Annotated in this window: 15 protein-coding genes; 5 read left to right on the forward strand and 10 right to left on the reverse strand. The window is 69.6% G+C overall.

Translation table 11 applies throughout. The features are described from left to right. Window positions 1-17 precede the first annotated feature (17 nt). Both H7K45_RS22360 and H7K45_RS22365 read left to right on the forward strand, forming a co-directional pair. The gene (locus H7K45_RS22360; protein WP_263998161.1) at window positions 18-1,001 is read left to right on the forward strand and encodes a proteasome assembly chaperone family protein; all 984 of its coding nucleotides are present in this window, start codon (window positions 18-20) and stop codon (window positions 999-1,001) included. Between the two features lie 54 nt (window positions 1,002-1,055). After that, window positions 1,056-2,078, forward strand: coding sequence for an alpha/beta fold hydrolase (locus H7K45_RS22365; protein WP_263998162.1), 1,023 nt, complete (start codon window positions 1,056-1,058; stop codon window positions 2,076-2,078). A 43-nt stretch (window positions 2,079-2,121) separates the two neighbouring features. On the opposite strand, the gene nrdR is transcribed toward H7K45_RS22365, so the two are convergent. Then, a complete protein-coding gene (gene nrdR / locus H7K45_RS22370) occupies window positions 2,122-2,583 on the reverse strand; it encodes a transcriptional regulator NrdR (RefSeq protein WP_149478881.1) in 462 nt (153 codons plus the stop codon). 85 nt (window positions 2,584-2,668) lie between these two features. Beyond that, window positions 2,669-3,124: a LysM peptidoglycan-binding domain-containing protein gene (locus H7K45_RS22375; RefSeq protein ID WP_372512611.1), complete on the reverse strand. Its 456-nt coding sequence runs from the start codon at window positions 3,122-3,124 to the stop codon at window positions 2,669-2,671. 200 nt (window positions 3,125-3,324) lie between these two features. Here H7K45_RS22375 and lexA point away from each other — a divergent pair, with 200 nt between their 5' ends. After that, a complete protein-coding gene (gene lexA / locus H7K45_RS22380; RefSeq protein ID WP_263998163.1) occupies window positions 3,325-3,987 on the forward strand; it encodes a transcriptional repressor LexA in 663 nt (220 codons plus the stop codon). Between the two features lie 7 nt (window positions 3,988-3,994). Here the strand turns inward: lexA and H7K45_RS22385 are convergent, their stop codons facing one another. Both H7K45_RS22385 and H7K45_RS22390 read right to left on the reverse strand, forming a co-directional pair. Beyond that, complete coding sequence (locus tag H7K45_RS22385; RefSeq protein WP_263998164.1) at window positions 3,995-6,067, reverse strand: LGFP repeat-containing protein; 2,073 nt, start codon at window positions 6,065-6,067, stop codon at window positions 3,995-3,997. 149 nt (window positions 6,068-6,216) lie between these two features. Then, a complete protein-coding gene (locus tag H7K45_RS22390) occupies window positions 6,217-7,377 on the reverse strand; it encodes an acyl-CoA dehydrogenase family protein (protein WP_263998165.1) in 1,161 nt (386 codons plus the stop codon). Between the two features lie 140 nt (window positions 7,378-7,517). On the opposite strand from H7K45_RS22390, the gene H7K45_RS22395 reads away from it, so the two are divergent. Then, window positions 7,518-9,833 (forward strand): molybdopterin guanine dinucleotide-containing S/N-oxide reductase, encoded by a 2,316-nt coding sequence (locus tag H7K45_RS22395; RefSeq protein WP_263998166.1) that lies wholly within the window; start codon window positions 7,518-7,520, stop codon window positions 9,831-9,833. On the opposite strand, the gene H7K45_RS22400 is transcribed toward H7K45_RS22395, so the two are convergent. The 5 genes from H7K45_RS22400 to H7K45_RS22420 all read right to left on the reverse strand — a co-directional run bounded on the left by H7K45_RS22400 (window position 9,830) and on the right by H7K45_RS22420 (window position 15,420). Then, window positions 9,830-11,194, reverse strand: a complete 1,365-nt coding sequence (locus H7K45_RS22400; protein ID WP_263998167.1) for a DEAD/DEAH box helicase — start codon at window positions 11,192-11,194, stop codon at window positions 9,830-9,832. The two genes, H7K45_RS22395 and H7K45_RS22400, sit on opposite strands and share 4 nt — an antisense overlap. 275 nt (window positions 11,195-11,469) lie before the next feature. Beyond that, window positions 11,470-12,867: a GTPase HflX gene (gene hflX, locus H7K45_RS22405; RefSeq protein ID WP_263998168.1), complete on the reverse strand. Its 1,398-nt coding sequence runs from the start codon at window positions 12,865-12,867 to the stop codon at window positions 11,470-11,472. Window positions 12,868-12,915: 48 nt separating this feature from the next. Then, complete coding sequence (dapF, locus tag H7K45_RS22410) at window positions 12,916-13,785, reverse strand: diaminopimelate epimerase (RefSeq protein ID WP_263998169.1); 870 nt, start codon at window positions 13,783-13,785, stop codon at window positions 12,916-12,918. 4 nt (window positions 13,786-13,789) lie between these two features. Beyond that, window positions 13,790-14,734: a tRNA (adenosine(37)-N6)-dimethylallyltransferase MiaA gene (gene miaA, locus H7K45_RS22415; RefSeq protein WP_263998170.1), complete on the reverse strand. Its 945-nt coding sequence runs from the start codon at window positions 14,732-14,734 to the stop codon at window positions 13,790-13,792. Further along, a complete protein-coding gene (locus tag H7K45_RS22420; protein ID WP_263998171.1) occupies window positions 14,731-15,420 on the reverse strand; it encodes a class III extradiol ring-cleavage dioxygenase family protein in 690 nt (229 codons plus the stop codon). Before H7K45_RS22420 ends, miaA begins: the two co-directional genes overlap by 4 nt. Before the next feature lie 181 nt (window positions 15,421-15,601). On the opposite strand from H7K45_RS22420, the gene H7K45_RS22425 reads away from it, so the two are divergent. After that, window positions 15,602-16,936, forward strand: a complete 1,335-nt coding sequence (locus H7K45_RS22425; RefSeq protein ID WP_263998172.1) for a DUF349 domain-containing protein — start codon at window positions 15,602-15,604, stop codon at window positions 16,934-16,936. A 20-nt stretch (window positions 16,937-16,956) separates the two neighbouring features. Here the strand turns inward: H7K45_RS22425 and H7K45_RS22430 are convergent, their stop codons facing one another. Next, complete coding sequence (locus H7K45_RS22430; RefSeq protein ID WP_263998173.1) at window positions 16,957-18,066, reverse strand: spore photoproduct lyase family protein; 1,110 nt, start codon at window positions 18,064-18,066, stop codon at window positions 16,957-16,959. Window positions 18,067-18,083 lie beyond the last annotated feature (17 nt).

Consider the following 18,083-nt stretch of genomic DNA (forward strand, 5'->3'; position numbering starts at 1 on the left):
CGAGGAGGCGAGGCGGCATGGCTGATCACCCAGGCGATCCGGGGCAGCACTACCAACCAGAGCAGACGGGCATCTACGAGCTGGAGTTCCCCGCTCCGCAGCTGTCGTCGGAGGACGGCCGCGGACCGGTGATGATCCACGCACTGGAAGGGTTCTCCGACGCCGGTCACGTGATCAAGATCGCCGCGGCGCACCTGAAGGACTCCCTGGACACCGAACTGGTCGCCTCGTTCGCGATCGACGAGTTGCTGGATTACCGCTCCCGGCGTCCTTTGATGACGTTCAAGACCGACCACTTCACCCACTACGACGATCCCGAGTTGAATCTCTACGCGCTGCACGACAGCGTGGGCACGCCGTTCCTGCTGCTCGCCGGCATGGAGCCGGACTTGCGGTGGGAACGCTTCATCACGGCGGTGCGGTTGCTGGCCGAGCGTCTCGGGGTGCGCCAGGTCATCGGCCTCGGCACGATACCGATGGCCGTTCCGCACACGAGGCCGATCAGCATGACGGCGCACGGCACCGACGAGGACCTGATCGCCGAGCACCAACCGTGGGTGGGCGAGGTTCAGGTGCCAGCCAGTGTGTCCAACCTGCTCGAATACCGGATGACCCAGCACGGTCACGACGCCATGGGTTACACCGTGCACGTGCCGCACTACCTGGCCCAGACGGATTACCCACCGGCGGCCGAGGCCCTGCTGGCACAGGTTGCCAAGACTGCGTCGCTGCGTCTGCCGTTGGGGCCGCTCACCGAAGCGGGCCGGGAGGTGCACGCCAAGATCGACGAGCAGGTCTCGACGAGCGAAGAGGTCGCTCAAGTGGTGACCGCGCTGGAGCGACAGTACGATGCGTTCGTTGCTGCCCAAGAGAACCGATCCCTGCTGGCGCGCGACGAGGACCTGCCCAGTGGCGAGGAACTCGGCGCCGAATTCGAACGGTTCCTCGCCGAGCAGACCGGAGACGACTCCCCGGGCGGTGACGGAGAGAGCAGGTCCTGATCGGCCGCCCGACCGTCACCGGTCGGGCCGGCCCCGACGACGAAGTTGGTGATCGTGACGGAGCGAAAGCCCAATCTACGACCCGTGCGCGAGCTCACTCCGACGCTGCACTACAAGACCATTCACGGCTACCGGCGCGCCTACCGGATTGCCGGTTCCGGACCGGTGATCCTGCTCATCCACGGCATCGGCGACAACTCCACGACGTGGAGCACGGTGCAGTCCAAGCTCGCGCAACGCTTCACCGTCATCGCGCCCGACCTTCTCGGTCACGGCAAGTCCGACAAGCCGCGCGCCGACTACTCGGTGGCGGCGTATGCCAACGGGATGCGCGACCTCCTGAGCGTTCTGGGCGTCGAGCGAGTCACGGTGGTCGGCCACTCCCTCGGTGGTGGCGTGGCGATGCAGTTCGCCTACCAGTTCCCGCAACTGGTGGACCGGCTGATCCTGGTGGGCGCCGGCGGGGTGACCAAGGACGTCAACGTGGCGTTGCGCATCGCGTCGCTCCCCCTCGGCACCGAGGCGCTGGCCTTGCTGCGACTCCCGCTCGTGCTGCCCGCCCTTCAGTTGGTCGGACGCCTCGGTGGTCCGCTGCTCGGGTCGACGGGCGTCGGCCGCGACGTTCCGGACATGCTGCGGATCCTGGCCGACCTACCCGAGCCCACGGCCTCGTCGGCGTTCGCCAGGACATTGCGCGCGGTGGTGGACTGGCGGGGGCAGGTGGTCACCATGCTCGACCGATGTTATTTGACCGAATCCGTTCCCGTGCAACTGATTTGGGGTTCACAGGACTCGGTGATCCCGGTCAGCCACGCCCGCATGGCACACACCGCGATGCCGGGGGCGCAGCTCGAGGTCTTCGAAGGGTCCGGCCACTTCCCCTTCCACGACGACCCCGATCGCTTCGTCGAGGTGGTGGAGAAGTTCATCGGGTCGACCGACCCGGCCGTGTACGACCAAGAGGCGCTGCGCGATCTGTTGCGCGCCGGGGTCAGCGAAGATGGTCTGACCGGATCGATCGACACGCGCGTGGCCGTACTCGACGCGCTGGGCGCCGACGAGCGCAGCGCTACCTGACCTGCGCGCGGACGTGGTCCGGGTCCTCGCCGGCGTCGCCGCCTCAGGTCGACGCCACGCCCCGGTGGGCGCGCAGCGCTTCGATCTCGCGCTCGAAGTCGGCCGCCGACGAGAACGACCGGTAGACAGAGGCGAACCGTAGATAGGCCACCTCGTCGAGGTCGCGCAGCGGGCCGAGAATGGCCAAACCCACCTCGTTGCTGGGGATCTCCGGCGAGCCGGCCGCCCGCACGGCGTCCTCGACCTGCTGAGCCAGCAGGTTCAGCGCGTCGTCGTCGACGTCGCGGCCCTGACAGGCGCGCCGCACACCCTTGATCACCTTCTCGCGGCTGAACGGTTCGGTGACGCCGCTGCGCTTGACGACGGCCAAGACCGCGGTTTCGACGGTGGTGAATCGGCGGCCACACTCGGGGCACGAGCGGCGGCGACGAATCGCCTGGCCTTCATCGGCCTCACGGGAGTCCACCACCCGCGAGTCGGGGTGACGGCAGAACGGACAGTGCACTTCCGCTCCTTCGCCGCACGTACTTACTCCGGTCGCATACGAGCGTACCGTTGCACGGCAGTGATATTGACGGCGCATGCCGGGATCACCCCACCGGCGCGATGAGGGTCTGCCCCGCATCCACTGCCGCGGTCTTCAATTCGTTGAGGTCGCGAATCTCGTCGACGACCGCCCCCACGGAGGCGTCGGGGGCGATGCGCTGAGCGAGCTGCTCCAGCGATTCGCCGGCCTGCACCTGCACCACGGCCAGGCGCGGCGGCGTGCCTGCGGGCGACGCCGGAGTCGCCATCTCGGCGACCAGCCCGAGCCACACCGTGATCGCGGCCGCGACGAGGGCCAGCAGGACGGTGGCGAGCGGGGTCACCTTCTTGCGGCGGTGCGAGGCCCGCGACATCAGGACGCCGGTGCCGCGATGACCGATTGGCGTACCTGCGGGCCGCTGCGGTCGAGGACCCCGGCGCGCACCGGGCGAGGTGCGCCGCACCGGCCGCATGGGCCGCACGACGAGGTCGGTGGGGTCTTCTCGGGTGATGATCGTCATCTCGCGGGCCTTTCCAGTGGTCTCGATTCGCTTGCGTGTTCGAATGCTAATCGCTCACGTGTTCGATTACTAGAACACGTGATCGAACTGTTGCACACCGTAGCGGGACCCACCGACACGTCCGGTCCACCAAGAAACGAACGCGACACGCCTCGAACACATGTTTGATTCCGAGCGTCGGGGAGACTACATTCGGCGCCATGAGTGAGAGCAACGACACGGTTCTGACCGAACGTCAGCGCACCATCCTGGAAGTCATCCGCACGTCGGTGACGACCCGTGGATATCCGCCAAGCATCCGCGAGATCGGTGACGCCGTCGGGTTGACCTCGACGTCATCGGTCGCCCACCAACTCCGCACGCTGGAGCGCAAGGGCTACCTACGGCGCGACGCGAACCGGCCCCGTGCCGTCGACGTCCGTGCGGTCGACGATCCGTCGCGTCAGCCCGCCGTCACCACCGACGTCGCCGGCTCCGACGCCTTGCCCGTGCCCACGTTCGTGCCCGTCCTCGGCCGCATCGCCGCCGGCGGACCGATTCTGGCCGAGGAGGCCGTCGAGGACGTGTTCCCGCTGCCACGCGAACTCGTCGGCGAGGGCTCGCTGTTCCTGCTCAAGGTGGTCGGCGAGTCGATGGTCGACGCCGCGATCTGCGACGGCGACTGGGTCGTGATCCGGCAGCAGAACGTGGCCGACAACGGTGACATCGTCGCGGCGATGATCGACGGCGAGGCCACGGTGAAGACGTTCAAGCGCACTGCGGGTCAGGTGTGGCTGATGCCGCACAACCCCGCGTTCGATCCCATTCCCGGCAACGACGCGGCCATCCTCGGCAAGGTCGTCACCGTGATTCGCAAGGTCTAGCCCGCCGCTACCCCTTGGCGAAGCCGTTCGTCAGCGCGAACTCCTCACTGGCGAACCAGATTTCGGGCTGGACGTCGTCGTAGCCACCGCTATCCGGCGTCCAGTAGAGCCCGGACTTGGTGTCGGCCTTGATCGGGTATCCGGACGGGGCGACGCGGTCGCCGCGCGCAATTCGCAACGACGGCTCCGCCACCAGCGGCTCCTCCACGTGAATTGCGGCGTGCCGGCCGCTGGGCGGCCCACTGTCGAATTCTGGTTCGGGCTCGGCGACGGGATCCTCGACCACTGGGTCGTCGGTGGCGGTGGCCCCCAACGCGCCGACGGGCGCGGGCACCGCGAGGGGCTCGGGCTCTGCGGCGGGCTCCGAGACCACGACGGGCTCGGCAGTGGTGACGGATTCCGGCTCGTCCAGGTCCGAGAACCACGGCGCCTCGGGCCCGTCGTCGACGGTGCGGACGATCGGCGTGGGGGCGGTCTCGATCGCGTCCTGATCGGCGGACAGATCGGCGACGAACCCGTCATGGGTGTCGCCGTCGGGCGTCGGTGTGCGGCGGTCGGCGTGCTCGTCGGAAGGCGTCGCCCACGTGCTGTGTGGTTCGTCGGAGTCGACGCCACGCGCGCCCACCGCGATGGGCCCGGAGTGGTCGTCCGGGTAGTCGCCCTCGTACTCGTCGTCGCGGTACTCGTCGTCATAGTCGTCGTCGTACTCGTCGCGCGGCGAACGATCGCGGCGGCGACGGTTCAACAGCACGGCCGCTCCCACCACGCCGATGAGAATCAGGACCGGCACGATTCCCAACAGCCACCAGACGTTGGGGCGAAACCACGACGAGTCGCCGTCGGAGCTCGCCGCCGGGGCCGACGCCTCCGCGGATGCGGCACCGGGCACCTCGAGCCCCTTCAGCGCAGACTGCAGACTTGCCGGCTCGGTGGTGAACTCGTTGTTCTTCCGGTTCCACGAGATGGCACCGCCACTGAACTTCTGGGTCACGACGTCCCCGTCGACGGCCTGGTCGGCCGTCGGTGCACCCAGCTGCCCGGTTGCGCCACCGAGCTTGGTCCATGCCGCGTTCATCGCCCCGCGCACGATCACGGCGCCGAAGTCGGGGGTCCAGAAGATGACCGGCTCGTCGTCGGCCGCGAAACGGGCGACCTTGCTCATCGGCGCCAGCCCACCGTCGGTTTCGTCACCGGTGGGCAGGCCGAGGTCGCCCTGGGGCCCGCCGACGCTCTGGTACTTCGCGAGTACCTGCCCGGTCAGGACGTTGGCGCCCGTGGCCGGGCTGTAGAAGATCGCGCCGCCGGCGTAGTTCTGGCCGGCGCCGTCGGATCCGATGGCGTACTGCCCGCCGTCCGGCGCGCCCAGCGGGCCCAACGCCCCACCCGCGGCGCGCCGCGCCGCGGCGATGGCGGTCGTCGCGTCACCGGGGACCTCGAGGCCGGCGAGCTGGTCTGCCAGTTCCGGCGGCGTCGTCGTGAACGCCTTCGTCGTGCGGTTCCAGGTGATCTGGCCACCGGTGAAGGTCTGGCTGACGACGTCGCCGTCGAACTTCTCGTCGTCGGTGGGCACGCCCAGCACGCCCGCCGAGCCGCCCAGCTTGTCCCAGGCGGCGTTGACGGCGCCCCGCACCACGTGGGCGCCGGTGTCGGGCGTCCAGAAGATCACCGGCCGGTCGGCCGCACTGAAGGTCGTGTTGCGGCTGCCGGGAGCCTTGCCGTCACCCTCGTCGATGGTCGGAAAGCCGAGGTCACCGTCGGCGGGACCACCAAGGGCCTGGTATTCGTCGAGGATCGCGCCCGCCATCGCATGCGCGCCGGTCTCGGGTGTGAAGAAGATCTTGCCGCCGGCGAAGTTCTGGCCGAACCCGGCCCCCGCAGGGTAGACGCCACCGTCCTTGATGCCGAGGGGTCCGCCTGCGCCGCCGCCGGCGTCCCAGGCCTGGGTGATGGCGGCGTCGGCGTCCTCCTGGGGCGTGGCCGCCGCGAGGGGTGCGACGAGCAGCACGGCACCCATGACCGCGACGACGGCGACGCTCAAGCGCCCCATCGTCTTGCCGAGCCGGGTTCCAAGCCCCGTCATGCGTGTCCTCCCCAACGAGTTCCGCCGGACTCCCACGAGTCTTGCGTGCGTCAACTTTGCGTCAGTCGACGTCCATCTTGAGGGATATCCAACCCGTCGGGGCATGTGTCGCGCCAACGGGAGGGCCCAACACGGTGCGCGTGAGCGTGCTAGACGCCCAAGCTGCGGCCGATGATCTCCTTCATGATCTCGGTGGTGCCGCCGTAGATCGTCTGGATGCGAGCGTCGAGGAAAGCCCGGGCGACGGGGTATTCGCGCATGTAGCCGTAACCCCCGTGCAGCTGCAGGCAGCGGTCGTTGAGCTTGACCTGGGCCTCGGTGGCGTACCACTTGGCCATGGCGGCCTGCTCGACGGTCAACTTCTCCTCGAGGTGCAGTTCGACGAACTCGTCGACCATCATGCGGACGACGGTGGCCTCGGTGGCCAGCTCCGCGAGCAGGAACCTGCTGTTCTGAAAGCTCCCGATCGGCTTGCCGAACGCCTTGCGGTCCTTGGCGTATTGCAGCGTCTGCTCGAGAACGGCCTCCATGCCCGCGGCGGCCATGACGGCGATGCTGATGCGTTCCTGAGGGAGGTTCTGCATCAGGTAGACGAAGCCCGAGCCCTCCTCGCCCAGCAGGTTCTCGGCGGGCACGTGGACGTCGGTGAACGACAGCTCCGCGGTGTCCTGCGCCTCGAGGCCGATCTTGTCGAGGTGGCGTCCGCGTTCGAACCCTGCCATCCCCCGCTCGACGACGAGCAGCGAGAAGCCCAGCGCACCCTTGTCGGGGTCGGTGCAGGCCACGACGACGACCAGATCGGCGTTGATGCCGTTGGTGATGAACGTCTTGGAGCCGTTGAGCACCCAGCTGCCGTCCTCCTGCTTGACCGCCCGGGTCTTGATGCCCTGCAGGTCGCTGCCGGTGCCCGGCTCGGTCATGGCGATCGCGGTGATGTAGTCACCCGAACAGAAGCCGGGCAGCCAGCGCTGCTTCTGCTCCTCGGTGGTCAAGCGCAGGAAGTAGGGCGCCATGACGTCGTTCTGTAGGGGAAAGCCCAGTCCGCTGAAGCGGCTGGCCGAGGTCTCCTCGGTGACGATGACGTTGTAGCGGAAGTCGTCGTTGCCGCCGCCGCCGTACTCCTCGGGGACGGCCATGCCGAGGAAGCCCTGCTTGCCCGCCTCCAGCCACACCTGCCGGTCGACGATCTTGTTCTTCTCCCACTCGTCGTGGAACGGCGCGACGTGCCGCTCCAGGAACGCGCGGTAGGACTCGCGGAACATGTCGTGCTCCGGCTCGAACATCGTGCGGTCGTACTTGACGGCGCCCATGGCCGACCTCCGTAAGGGGTGAGGGGTGCGTGAGTGAGTGGCACCGACGATATACCACCCAACCGGATGGTTGGCGGACCGCGACCGTGGCGAATCGGTGACCGTCCACCGACGGGGCGCCGCACCCTAGGATCGGCCTGATGGCGAACCCTTCGACGTCACTGACCCATTGGGGTGCGTTCACCGCCGACGTCCGCGACGGCGACATCGCCTCGGTCCAACCGTTCGCCGCCGACGCCGACCCCTCTCCCCTGCTCGGCAATCTCGCGGGCTCGATACGGCATTCGTCGCGGGTGCAATCACCCTCGATCCGACGCGGATGGCTCGAAGACGGCCCCGGGCCGACCACCCGGCGCGGGTCCGACGAGTTCGTCGCCGTGTCCTGGGACGAACTCACCGAACTGCTCGCCGACGAGCTCCGTCGCATCGTCGACTCCCACGGCAACGAGGCGATCTACGGCGGGTCCTACGGTTGGGCCAGCGCCGGACGCTTCCACCACGCCCAGAGTCAGGTGCACCGGTTCCTGAAGATGCTTGGCGGATACACCTTTTCGCGCCACTCCTACAGCCTGGGCGCGACCGGCGTGATCATGCCGCGCGTCGTCGGGACCCACGACGACCTCTTCCAGCGCTCCACGTCCTGGGACGTCGTCGCCGAGCACACCGAGCTGATCGTGGCCTTCGGCGGAATCGGGGTCAAGAACGCGGCCGTCAACTCCGGCGGCACCACCGAACACCCGACACGCCATGGGCTGCAACGGGTTCGAGAGCGTGGCGGCCAGATCGTGTCGGTGAGCCCGCTGCGCGACGACACCACCGGCGACTCCGAATGGCTGGCACCCGTACCCGGCACGGACGTGGCGATCATGCTGGGCCTGGCCTATGTACTGGCCACCGAGGGTCTCGCCGACCGCGACTTCCTCGACCGCTACAGCACGGGCTACCCGCGCTTCGAGCGGTATCTACTGGGCCTCGACGACGGGGTGGCCAAGTCACCGGGGTGGGCGGCCCAGATCAGCGACCTGCCCGCCGAGACGCTGGTGGCCCTGGCCCGTCGGATGGCCGCCGCGCGCACGCTGGTGACGGTCAGCTGGTCGCTGCAGCGGGTGCGCCACGGCGAGCAGGCCCCGTGGATGGGGCTGACGCTGGCTGCGATGTTGGGCCAAATAGGCGTTCCCGGTGGCGGATTCGGCCACGGGTACGGGTCGCAGAACGAGGTCGGGATGGCGCCGCTGCGCTGCCGATTGCCCACGCTGCCACAGGGACTCAATCCCGTGTCGACGTTCATCCCGGTGGCCGCGGTCAGTGACATGCTGCTGCATCCCGGAGAGGACTTCGACTACAACGGTCGCCGTCTCACCTACCCCGACGTCAAGTGCGTCTACTGGGCTGGCGGCAACCCGTTCCATCACCACCAGAATTTGCCGCGGCTGCGGCGCGCGCTCGGGCGGGTCGACACCGTCGTCGTGCACGATCCGTACTGGACCGCGATGGCCAAGCATGCCGACGTCGTCGTGCCCTCGACGACGCCGTTCGAACGCGACGACTACTCCGGGTCGCGCAACGACCCGCGCCTGATGGCGATGCCGGCGCTGGCCGAGCCGTACGCCCAGTCCCGCGACGACTACGCGACGTTTTCGGCGATGGCCGACCGACTCGGCTTCGGCGACGAGTTCACCGAGGGTCGCACGGCCCGAGAGTGGCTGGTGCACCTGTACGAGACGTGGTCGGCCCAGCTCGACTTCGAGGTACCCGGCTTCGAGGAGTTCTGGGCCGCGGGGCACGTCGTACTGCCGACCGAGGACGGCCTGTCACTGCTGGCCGACTTCCGGGCCGACCCGGTCGCCCACCGCCTCGGCACGCCCAGCGGGCGCATCGAGATCTTCTCCGCCGCGATCGACGGTTTCGGGTACGACGACTGCGCGGGTCATCCCACGTGGTTCGAACCCGAGGAATGGCTGGGCGGCCCCCGCGCGCAGGCCTATCCACTGCACCTGCTGGCCAATCAGCCGGCGACGCGGTTGCACGGTCAGCTCGACGGCGGGAAGACGAGCGTGGACTCGAAGATCCATGGGCGCGAACCAATTCGCCTGCATCCCGAGGATGCCGGTACACGGGGCGTGGCGGCTGGTGAGGTGGTGCGGGTGTTCAACGACCGCGGCTCGTGTCTTGCCGGGGTCGTCGTCGACGACGACCTGCGTCCCGGGGTGGTGCAACTGTCGACCGGTGCGTGGTACGACCCGCAGGACCCGGCCGACCCCGACGCGATGTGCGTGCACGGCAACCCCAACGTCCTCACCGCGGATGTCGGCACGTCGTCGTTGGCCAAGGGCTGCACCGGCGCTCACGTCTTGGTGGAGGTGGAGCGGTTCGACGGCCCGTTGCCACCGGTGCGGGCGCATCAGCCGCCGACGATCCTCGGGCGACCAGAAGGCCGCCCGAGCGTCGCCGACTAGGAGCTGGTCTGCGCGCGTCCGGAGCCGGACCGCGGACGACGGGGACCGCCGCCGCGACGCCCGTCGCCACCCGGTCGGCCACCGGAGGCGTTGCCCCGGAACGGAGCCCCGTTGCCGCGCCCCGATCCACCGGTGCGACGGTTGCCGCCACGCGACGTCGGCGGCGTGGCCGGGCGGACCGGCGGCTCGCGGTGCGGCGCGATCTCGCCGACGAGTTCGAGGACGCTCGCCGAGTCAGCCCGCACCTGCTGCGGCGCCGCGGTGATACCGGCCTTGCGCAGCAACTGCTGAGTGTCCCTGCGCTGTTCGGGCAGGACGACGGTCACGACGTCACCCGCGCTGCCGGCACGAGCAGTGCGCCCCGAGCGATGCAGGTAGGCCTTGTGCTCGACCGGCGGGTCGACGTGGACGACCAGTTCGACGTCGTCGACGTGCACACCGCGCGCGGCGATGTCGGTGGCGACGAGCACGCGCGCGTCACCGGAGCTGAACGCCGCGAGGTTGCGGTCGCGGGCCGGCTGGGACAGGTTGCCGTGCAGGTCCACCGAGGGAACCCCCGCGTCGGTGAGCTGCTTGGCGAGCTTGCGCGCCTGATGCTTGGTGCGCATGAACAGGATTCGGCGACCGGTGCCCGAGGCGAGAAGGTGCACCAGCTGCGTCTTCTCGGCGGCGCCGGAGACGTGGTAGACGTGATGCGTCATGGCCACCGGCGGTGCGTCGATCTCGTCGACCGAGTGGGTGACGGGGTTGCGCAGGAAGCGGTTGACGAGCTTGTCGACGCCGTTGTCCAAGGTGGCCGAGAACAGCAGCCGCTGCCCGCCGGCGGGGGTGGCGGCCAGGATGCGGGTCACGCCGGGCAGGAAGCCGAGGTCGGCCATGTGGTCGGCCTCGTCAAGCACGGTGATCTGCACCGAGTCCAGCGAGATGAGGCGCTGCTTCATCAGATCTTCGAGGCGCCCGGGGCAGGCGACCACGATGTCGACGCCGGCCCGCAGCGCGGACACCTGGCGGCCCTGCGAGACGCCACCGAAGATGGTGGTGACGTTCATGCCCAGCGCGGCGGCGAGCGGCGCGATGACGGCGGTGATCTGGGTGGCGAGCTCGCGGGTGGGGGCCAGCACCAGACCGGTCGGCTGCGAGGGACGGCGATGGCTGTCGGCCAGCCGGGACACCAGCGGGATGCTGAAGGCCAGCGTCTTTCCGCTGCCTGTCTTTCCGCGGCCCAGTACGTCGCGACCGGCGAGCGTGTCGGGCAGCGTGCCCGTCTGAATCGGGAACGGGCTGGCGATGCCCTGGTCGGCGAGCACGCGACTGACGCGCTGCGGGACGCCGAGGGATTCGAAGGTGGGTTGTGAGGTCATGTGTCCTTCAGTGCCTTTCGGGCATGGGTGCGGCCGCGTCTGTGCCCCGATGTCGGGTGAATACGTGGCTCGATGGGCGAGATTGCCGGTGGGCAAAATCGATCGCCGCGAGAAGAGCTAGTGCAATGCACTGATCGCCGACGTGCGATGAGCCACGTCACTGTGGCCGAAGGCACCGGGAAGATCGAGCGTTCCACGACGTGTTGACGGCGCGAGGCGACACCAACATTGAATCCAACTCTACCGCACGCGACGGCAGAAGCCGCCGTGGCGGCCTACGACGTGACGAAGTCGACGAGCGCGGCGGCCAACGCCGCGGGTACGCGCGCCTTGATGCGCGTACCGATGTCGGTGTGCTCGGTCGCGTCGACCCGGCCCTCGGCGTGCATGCGGGCGATCAGTTCGCCACGCTCGTAGGGAATGGTGACGTCGACGGTGACGTCGGTGGGCTCGACCATCTCGCTCATCCGGCTGCGAAGGCGGTCCAGTCCGTCACCGGTGCGGGCCGAGACGAACACGGCGTCGGGCAGCGCACGGCGCAACTGCGCCAGTCCCAGGCCCGTGGCGGCGTCGGTCTTGTTGACCACCAACAACTCTGGCGGCGGCGCGATGTCGTACTCCCGTACCACCTCGTTGACGACCTGACGAACCGCGTTGACCTGAGCCAGCGGGTTGACGTCGGAACCGTCGATCACGTGGATCAGCAGATCGGCGTCTACGACCTCCTCCAGCGTGGAGCGGAACGCCTCGACCAGTTGAGTGGGCAGGTGTCGGACGAAACCGACCGTGTCGGTCAGCACGAAGGGCCTGCCGTCGGTGAAATGTCCACGGCGCGTGGTGGGTTCGAGGGTGGCGAACAGTGCGTTCTCCACCAGCACCCCGGCACCGGTGAGCGCGTTGAGCAGACTCGACTTGCCGGCGTTGGTGTAGCCGACGATGGCGACCGAGGCCGCCTCGCTGCGCAACCGTCGTCCGCGCTGGGTGTCGCGGATCTTCTTCATGTCCTTGATCTCGCGCCGCAGCTTGGACATTCGTTCGCGGATCCGGCGACGATCGGTTTCGATCTTCGTCTCACCGGGTCCCCGGGTACCGACTCCCCCGCCGCTGCCGCCCGCGCCGCCGCCCTGCCGTGACATCGACTCACCCCAGCCGCGCAGCCGCGGCAGCATGTACTCCATCTGCGCGAAGGCGACCTGCGCCTTGCCCTCGGCGGAGGTGGCGTGCTGGGCGAAGATGTCGAGGATCAGCGCGGTGCGGTCGATCACCTTGACCTTGACGGCCTTCTCCAACGCGTTGAGCTGACCGGGGGTCAGCTCGCCGTCGCAGATGACGGTGTCGGCACCGGTCGCCACGACGACGTCGCGCAATTCCTTGGCCTTGCCGGAGCCGATGTAGGTGCCCGCGTCGGGCTTGTCGCGGCGCTGCACCATGGCCTCGAGGACCTCGGAGCCGGCCGTCTCGGCGAGGGCGGCGAGTTCGGCCATGCTGGCGTCGGCGTCGGCGGCGGTGCCGTCGGTCCAGACGCCGATGAGCACGACGCGTTCGAGCCGCAGTTGCCGGTATTCGACTTCGGTGACGTCGGTCAGCTCGGTGGACAGGCCGACCACCCGGCGCAGCGCCGAGCGGTCGTCGAGGTCGAGTTCGCCCGTGCTGGGCAGTCTGGGAGTCGTCATGTGGTTGGAGATATTGCCCCTCTTAGGTGGTCTCGCGCATCCGAATATTCACAGTTGGGCTCGCCACCAGTCGTCGGAGAGCTCGCCCTGGGCGACCATCACCGACGGTCCGCGCAGGTGGCTGGTGGTGTCGGTGACGGTCACGGTGACTTCGCCGCCGGGGATGCGGACGGCGAGCGTGCCCGTCTCGTCGCCGCGGTGACGGAGGGCGGCGACCGCCGCCGCCACGGTTCCCGTTCCGCACGAACGGGTTTCGCCCACCCCGCGCTCGTGCACCCGCATCGTCACGACGTCGTCGACCGGCGCGGTGAGCACTTCGACGTTGACACCGGCGGGAAACAGGGCGGCGTCGAACGAGACCGGTGCGGCGACGTCGAGGTCGGCGAGCTCGGCCGCGGTCAGCGAGCCGTCGACGCACGCCAGGTGCGGGTTGCCGACGTCGACGGCCACCCCGCGGAATTCCCGTCCGCCGACGGTGGCGGTGCCGGTGCCGAACGTGTTGGCCTTGCCCATGTCGACGGTGACGTCGGCGGACAGGTCGGTGACCTCCCGCAGCACCACCTGACGGGGCCCGGCCAGGGAGCCGACGACGAACTCGTCGCGCCGCTCGAGCCCGCTGACCCGCAGGTAGTGGGCGAACACCCGCACCCCGTTGCCGCACATCTGCGCGATCGACCCGTCGGCGTTGCGGTAGTCCATGTACCAGTCGTCGGGGGCGACGCCGTCGGGAATCCGGTCGAAGACCCCGGCAGCCAGCGCGGCGTCGGCAGTGGTCACCCGTAGGACGCCGTCGGCGCCGAGACCGCGGCGGCGGTCGCACAGCGCCGAGACGGCCCTCGGGGTCAACGCCAGGCGGGCACCGACGTCGGGCAGCACGACGAAGTCGTTCTCCGTCCCGTGCCCCTTGGCGAACATCACCTGTTCAGGATACGTGTCGCCACAGCGCGAGGACGGCGTCGCAGTTGTCGGGGTCGGCCCCGTCGAGCCAGTGGATGCGGTGATCACGGCGGAACCACGACCGCTGCCGTCGCACGTACCGTCGGGTGCCCGTGAACGTCCGTTCCCTGGCGTCGGCGAACGCGGCGCCGGCGTCACCGCCAAGGGCGGTCTGCTCGAGCGCGTCGAGCACCTGCGCGTACCCGAGCGCCCGCGACGCCGTCGTCCCCTCGCGCAGCCCGCGTCGTCGTAGCGCCGTGACCTCGTCGACCAGACCGTCGTCGAACATCGCGTCGGTGCGCTGCCGAAGCCGGTCGTCGAGTCGTGCCGTCTCCCAGTCCACTCCGACGATCATCGCGTCCCAGCGCGGGTGGCCGATCTGTGGTGCGCTGGCCGCGAATGGCCGACCCGTCAGCTCGACGACCTCCAGTGCACGCACGATGCGCCTGCCGTCGGTCGGCAGGATCGACGCCGCGGCCTCGGCGTCGACGGCTGCGAGCTCGCCGTGCAGGGCGGCCACGCCGACGTCGGCGAGCCTGGCCTCCCATCGAGCCCGCACCTCGGGATCGGTCGCGGGGAACTCCCACTCGTCGAGCAACGACTGGACGTAGAGCATCGACCCGCCGACGACGATCGGCACCGCCCCGCGGGCCAGGATGGCCTCCACGTCGGCGGTGGCCGCGCTCTGGTAGCGGCCGACGGTCGCGGTCTCGGTGACGTCCAGCACGTCGAGCTGGTGGTGGGCGATCCCCCGGCGTTCGGCAGGTGGGAGCTTGGCTGTGCCGATGTCCATACCGCGGTAGAGCTGCATGGCGTCGGCGTTGACGATCTCCCCGCCGAGCCGCTCGGCCAGGTCCAGCGCCAGCGCGCTCTTGCCGGTGCCGGTCGGTCCGACCACGGCGATCGGTCGGGTCGCTGCGGCTGGGGTCATCGTGGTCGCCAGGCCCCGACGGCGTATCCGACGCCGTAGGGAGCGCCGCGGTACAGCTCGCGCGCCTGCCACGGCGAGGCTCCGAGCAGGCCGGCCAGCACCTGGTAGGCCACCCGGCCCACGACGGCGTCGGGCACGCGGGTCAGGGCCTCGGCGTCGCCCGCGGCGAGCGCGTCGTCCAGAGCGGCCTGCACGGCCGCCGAGGTGGGGTCGTAACCCCCTGGCGCGGCCGCGGTGAGCGTGTTGGCGCCGTCGGCGACGACGAGGACTCCGACGGGTTCGGAGATCGCGTCGACCTCGGCACGCAGGGCACGGCCACGGGCGAGTGCGGCCTCTTTCGTGTGGTCGTGGGCGTACACCCAGGCCTCGGCGGCGGCCGACGGCGCGAACTGCGTGCGCACCCAGGCCGCGACGAGGACGCACAGCGGCAGCGGCTTCGGGTCGCCGACGGCGGCCGCGGACAGGGCGACCCGCACGTCGGAGCCGTACCCACCGAACGTTCCGACCGTGCCGGGACCGATCACGGTGTCGGCGGGGCCGACACCGACGGCGAACCAGCGCGCGGGCAGCTCGGCGGCCGCCTGCCTTACCGCGGCGACCAGATCCTGCAGTTCAGGGGCCGCGCCGGTGGCCAGTTCGGGCACCAGGACGGGCGCCGACGGAACGTGGGCGATGGCGGTGAGCACGCCTTCACGCTAGCCAGTCCGGGGGCCGGTGAATCCGTCGAGGGCAACTGCTCGTGCAAAGGCGTGGGCGCACCCCGGCCCGACCTGTTTCAATGTCACGAGCAAGTCATCGCAAGCACAGGCGCCGCGTTGCGCGGCAGGAGCGTGGATCGCCCACGCGGAGGGCACGAGGTTTCAGGACATGACGACGAGCGAATCCAGCGACGCACCCAAGCCCACCCCCCGGCCCGTGCCCAGGCCAGGACCGCCGCGGCCAGCGCCGCGACCAGGTGCCGCCCCGGCGGCGGTGGTGGCGCCACCGACCGGCGACCCGCACCGATTCGGCCGCGTGGACGACGACGGCACGGTCTGGCTGGTGACCGGAGCGGGCGAACGCGTCGTGGGTTCGTGGCAGGCCGGTGAGCGCGAGGCCGCCTACGCGCACTTCGGGCGGCGCTACGACGACCTGGCCACCGAAGTGGCACTGATGGAGCGCCGGCTGGCCTCGGGTACCGGTGACGCCCGCAAGATCAAGTCGGCCGCCGCCGCGCTCGCCGAGACCCTTCCGACGGCGTCGGTGCTCGGCGACGTCGACGCCTTGGCCTCCCGGTTGAACGCGATCGTCGAGCAGGCCGATTCTCACGCCGCCGAGGAACGCCAGAAGCGCGACGAGCACCGGGCCGCTCAAACCGCTCGCAAGGAGGCCCTGGCCGTCGAGGCCGAGGACATCGCCGTCAACGCCACGCAGTGGAAGGCCGCCGGCGACCGGCTTCGCGAGATCCTCGAGGAGTGGCGCACGGTCACCGGCTTGGACCGCAAGACCGACGACGCTCTGTGGAAGCGCTATTCGGCGGCCCGGGAGACGTTCAACCGCCGCCGCGGGTCCCACTTCGCCGAGCTGGACCGGGAGCGGGTGGGCACGCGCCAGGCCAAGGAGGCGCTGTGCGAACGCGCCGAGAAGCTGGCCGACTCGACCGACTGGGGTGCCACCGCGGCGACGTTCCGCGACATGCTGACGGAGTGGAAGGCGGCGGGCCGCGCGGCCAAGGACGTCGACGACGCGCTGTGGAAGCGGTTCAAGGCCGCCCAGGACAAGTTCTTCAAGGCGCGCAACGCCGTCAACGCCGAGCGTGACGCGGAGTTCGAGGCGAACGCCACGCTCAAGGAGGCGCTGCTCGCCGAGGCCGAGGCCATCGACCTGTCCAACCCCGACGCCGCCCGCGCCGCGCTGCGTAGAGTTGGCGACAAGTGGGACGCCGTCGGCAAGGTCCCCCGCGAGCGTGCTCCGGAGTTCGAGCGGCGCATGAAGGCCGTAGAGAAGAAGATCCGCGACACGGCATCCACCGGTGGGGGCACCGATCCGGAGGCGCAAGCCAGGGCCGACCAGTTCCGGCAGCGCGCCGAGCAGTTCGAACAGCAGGCCGCCAAGGCCGAGGCCGCCGGACGCACCAAGGACGCCGAGCAGGCCCGGGCGAGCGCGCAGCAGTGGCGGGAGTGGGCCGAGGCCGCCGTCGCGGCCCTGGGCAAGAAGCGCTAGCCGGCACCCGTCGTCGGCGGTCAGAACGCGTAGCGCACCCGGCAGGTCGGAAGCTTCTCGGCGAGGAGCTCGACGAGTTGGTCGACCCAGCGCGCCTTCCACGGCGTCTTGTAGCGGACGTTCAGCTGCCCGCTCTCGCTCGTCTTCTGCTGCTGCAGATCCGGGCGCCACAGCAGGTCCTCGCCCTTGGGATGCCAGCCGAGGTTGACCTCGTGCAACCCCTCGTTGTGGGTGAGGAAGATGATCTCGGCGGCCAGCTGGGCCTTGGTGCGCTCGCTGGTTCCTTCGGCGATCTGCTCGAAGAGCTCCGACCAGTCGGCCAGCCACGTCTCGTGCACGATGACGGGGCTGAAGTTGAGGTGAACTTCGTAGCCGGCGTCGACGAAGTCGTCGATCGCGGCGATGCGCTCGGCCACCCTCGAGGTCCGCACGTCGACCACCTTCGACGTCTCGGCCGGCATCAGACTGAAGCGCACGCGCGTGCCGCCGCGGGGGTCGTAGTCGAGCAGTCCCCGGTTGACGAGCTTGGTGGCGAAGGTGGCCTTCGCGTTGGGGAGTCGGGCGAAGAGTGCGACGAGGTCGGCCACGTTGTCCGACACCGTTGCGTCGACCGAGCAATCGCCGTTCTCGCCGATGTCGTACACCCAGTCGACCGGGTCGCATTGGTTGGGTGTCTTCGGGCCCTGCCTGCCGGCATGGCGCTCCAGGTAGCCGAGGATCTTCTCGATGTTGGCGAACACCGTGATGGGGTTGGCGTAACCCTTGCGGCGGGGCACGTAGCAGTACGAGCACGCCATGGCGCACCCGTTGGAGGTCGACGGCGCGATCCAGTCACTGGAGCGTTCGTTGCGTCGTGCGGACAGGCTCTTCTTCTCGCCGAGCACGAGAACCTCGCTCTTGGTGCGCACCCAGTCCTCGACGTTGCCGGCGTTGCCGTACAACCCCGGAATGGCCTGGTGTGACGGCACTTCGATGCGTTCGGCCGACGGAGAGCGCTCGAGGATCTGACGGGCCCTCGCGAACCGCTGGACGTCGGGTTCGTGATAGATGCGCTTGACGTCGAGGATTCGCTCGACGAGCGGCTCCGGGGTTCGCCTCTGCGCGGCGGAGTCGACGTCCTTGGTGCTCACCGTGGCCGGATTGGCCA

It is taken from the genome of Mycobacterium yunnanensis, assembly GCF_025823185.1.
GTDB classification, from domain to species: domain Bacteria; phylum Actinomycetota; class Actinomycetes; order Mycobacteriales; family Mycobacteriaceae; genus Mycobacterium; species Mycobacterium yunnanensis.

What these genes read in the sequence shown, in the direction of transcription:
- H7K45_RS22360 (WP_263998161.1), top strand. Translation starts at nt 18, where the DNA reads ATGGCTGATCACCCAGGCGATCCGGGGCAGCACTACCAACCAGAGCAG.
- miaA (WP_263998170.1), bottom strand. Translation starts at nt 14,734, where the DNA reads ATGACCCCAGCCGCAGCGACCCGACCGATCGCCGTGGTCGGACCGACC.
- H7K45_RS22395 (WP_263998166.1), top strand. Translation starts at nt 7,518, where the DNA reads ATGGCGAACCCTTCGACGTCACTGACCCATTGGGGTGCGTTCACCGCC.
- lexA (WP_263998163.1), top strand. Translation starts at nt 3,325, where the DNA reads ATGAGTGAGAGCAACGACACGGTTCTGACCGAACGTCAGCGCACCATC.
- H7K45_RS22425 (WP_263998172.1), top strand. Translation starts at nt 15,602, where the DNA reads ATGACGACGAGCGAATCCAGCGACGCACCCAAGCCCACCCCCCGGCCC.
- H7K45_RS22375 (WP_372512611.1), bottom strand. Translation starts at nt 3,124, where the DNA reads ATGACGATCATCACCCGAGAAGACCCCACCGACCTCGTCGTGCGGCCC.
- H7K45_RS22390 (WP_263998165.1), bottom strand. Translation starts at nt 7,377, where the DNA reads ATGGGCGCCGTCAAGTACGACCGCACGATGTTCGAGCCGGAGCACGAC.
- H7K45_RS22385 (WP_263998164.1), bottom strand. Translation starts at nt 6,067, where the DNA reads ATGACGGGGCTTGGAACCCGGCTCGGCAAGACGATGGGGCGCTTGAGC.
- H7K45_RS22400 (WP_263998167.1), bottom strand. Translation starts at nt 11,194, where the DNA reads ATGACCTCACAACCCACCTTCGAATCCCTCGGCGTCCCGCAGCGCGTC.
- hflX (WP_263998168.1), bottom strand. Translation starts at nt 12,867, where the DNA reads ATGACGACTCCCAGACTGCCCAGCACGGGCGAACTCGACCTCGACGAC.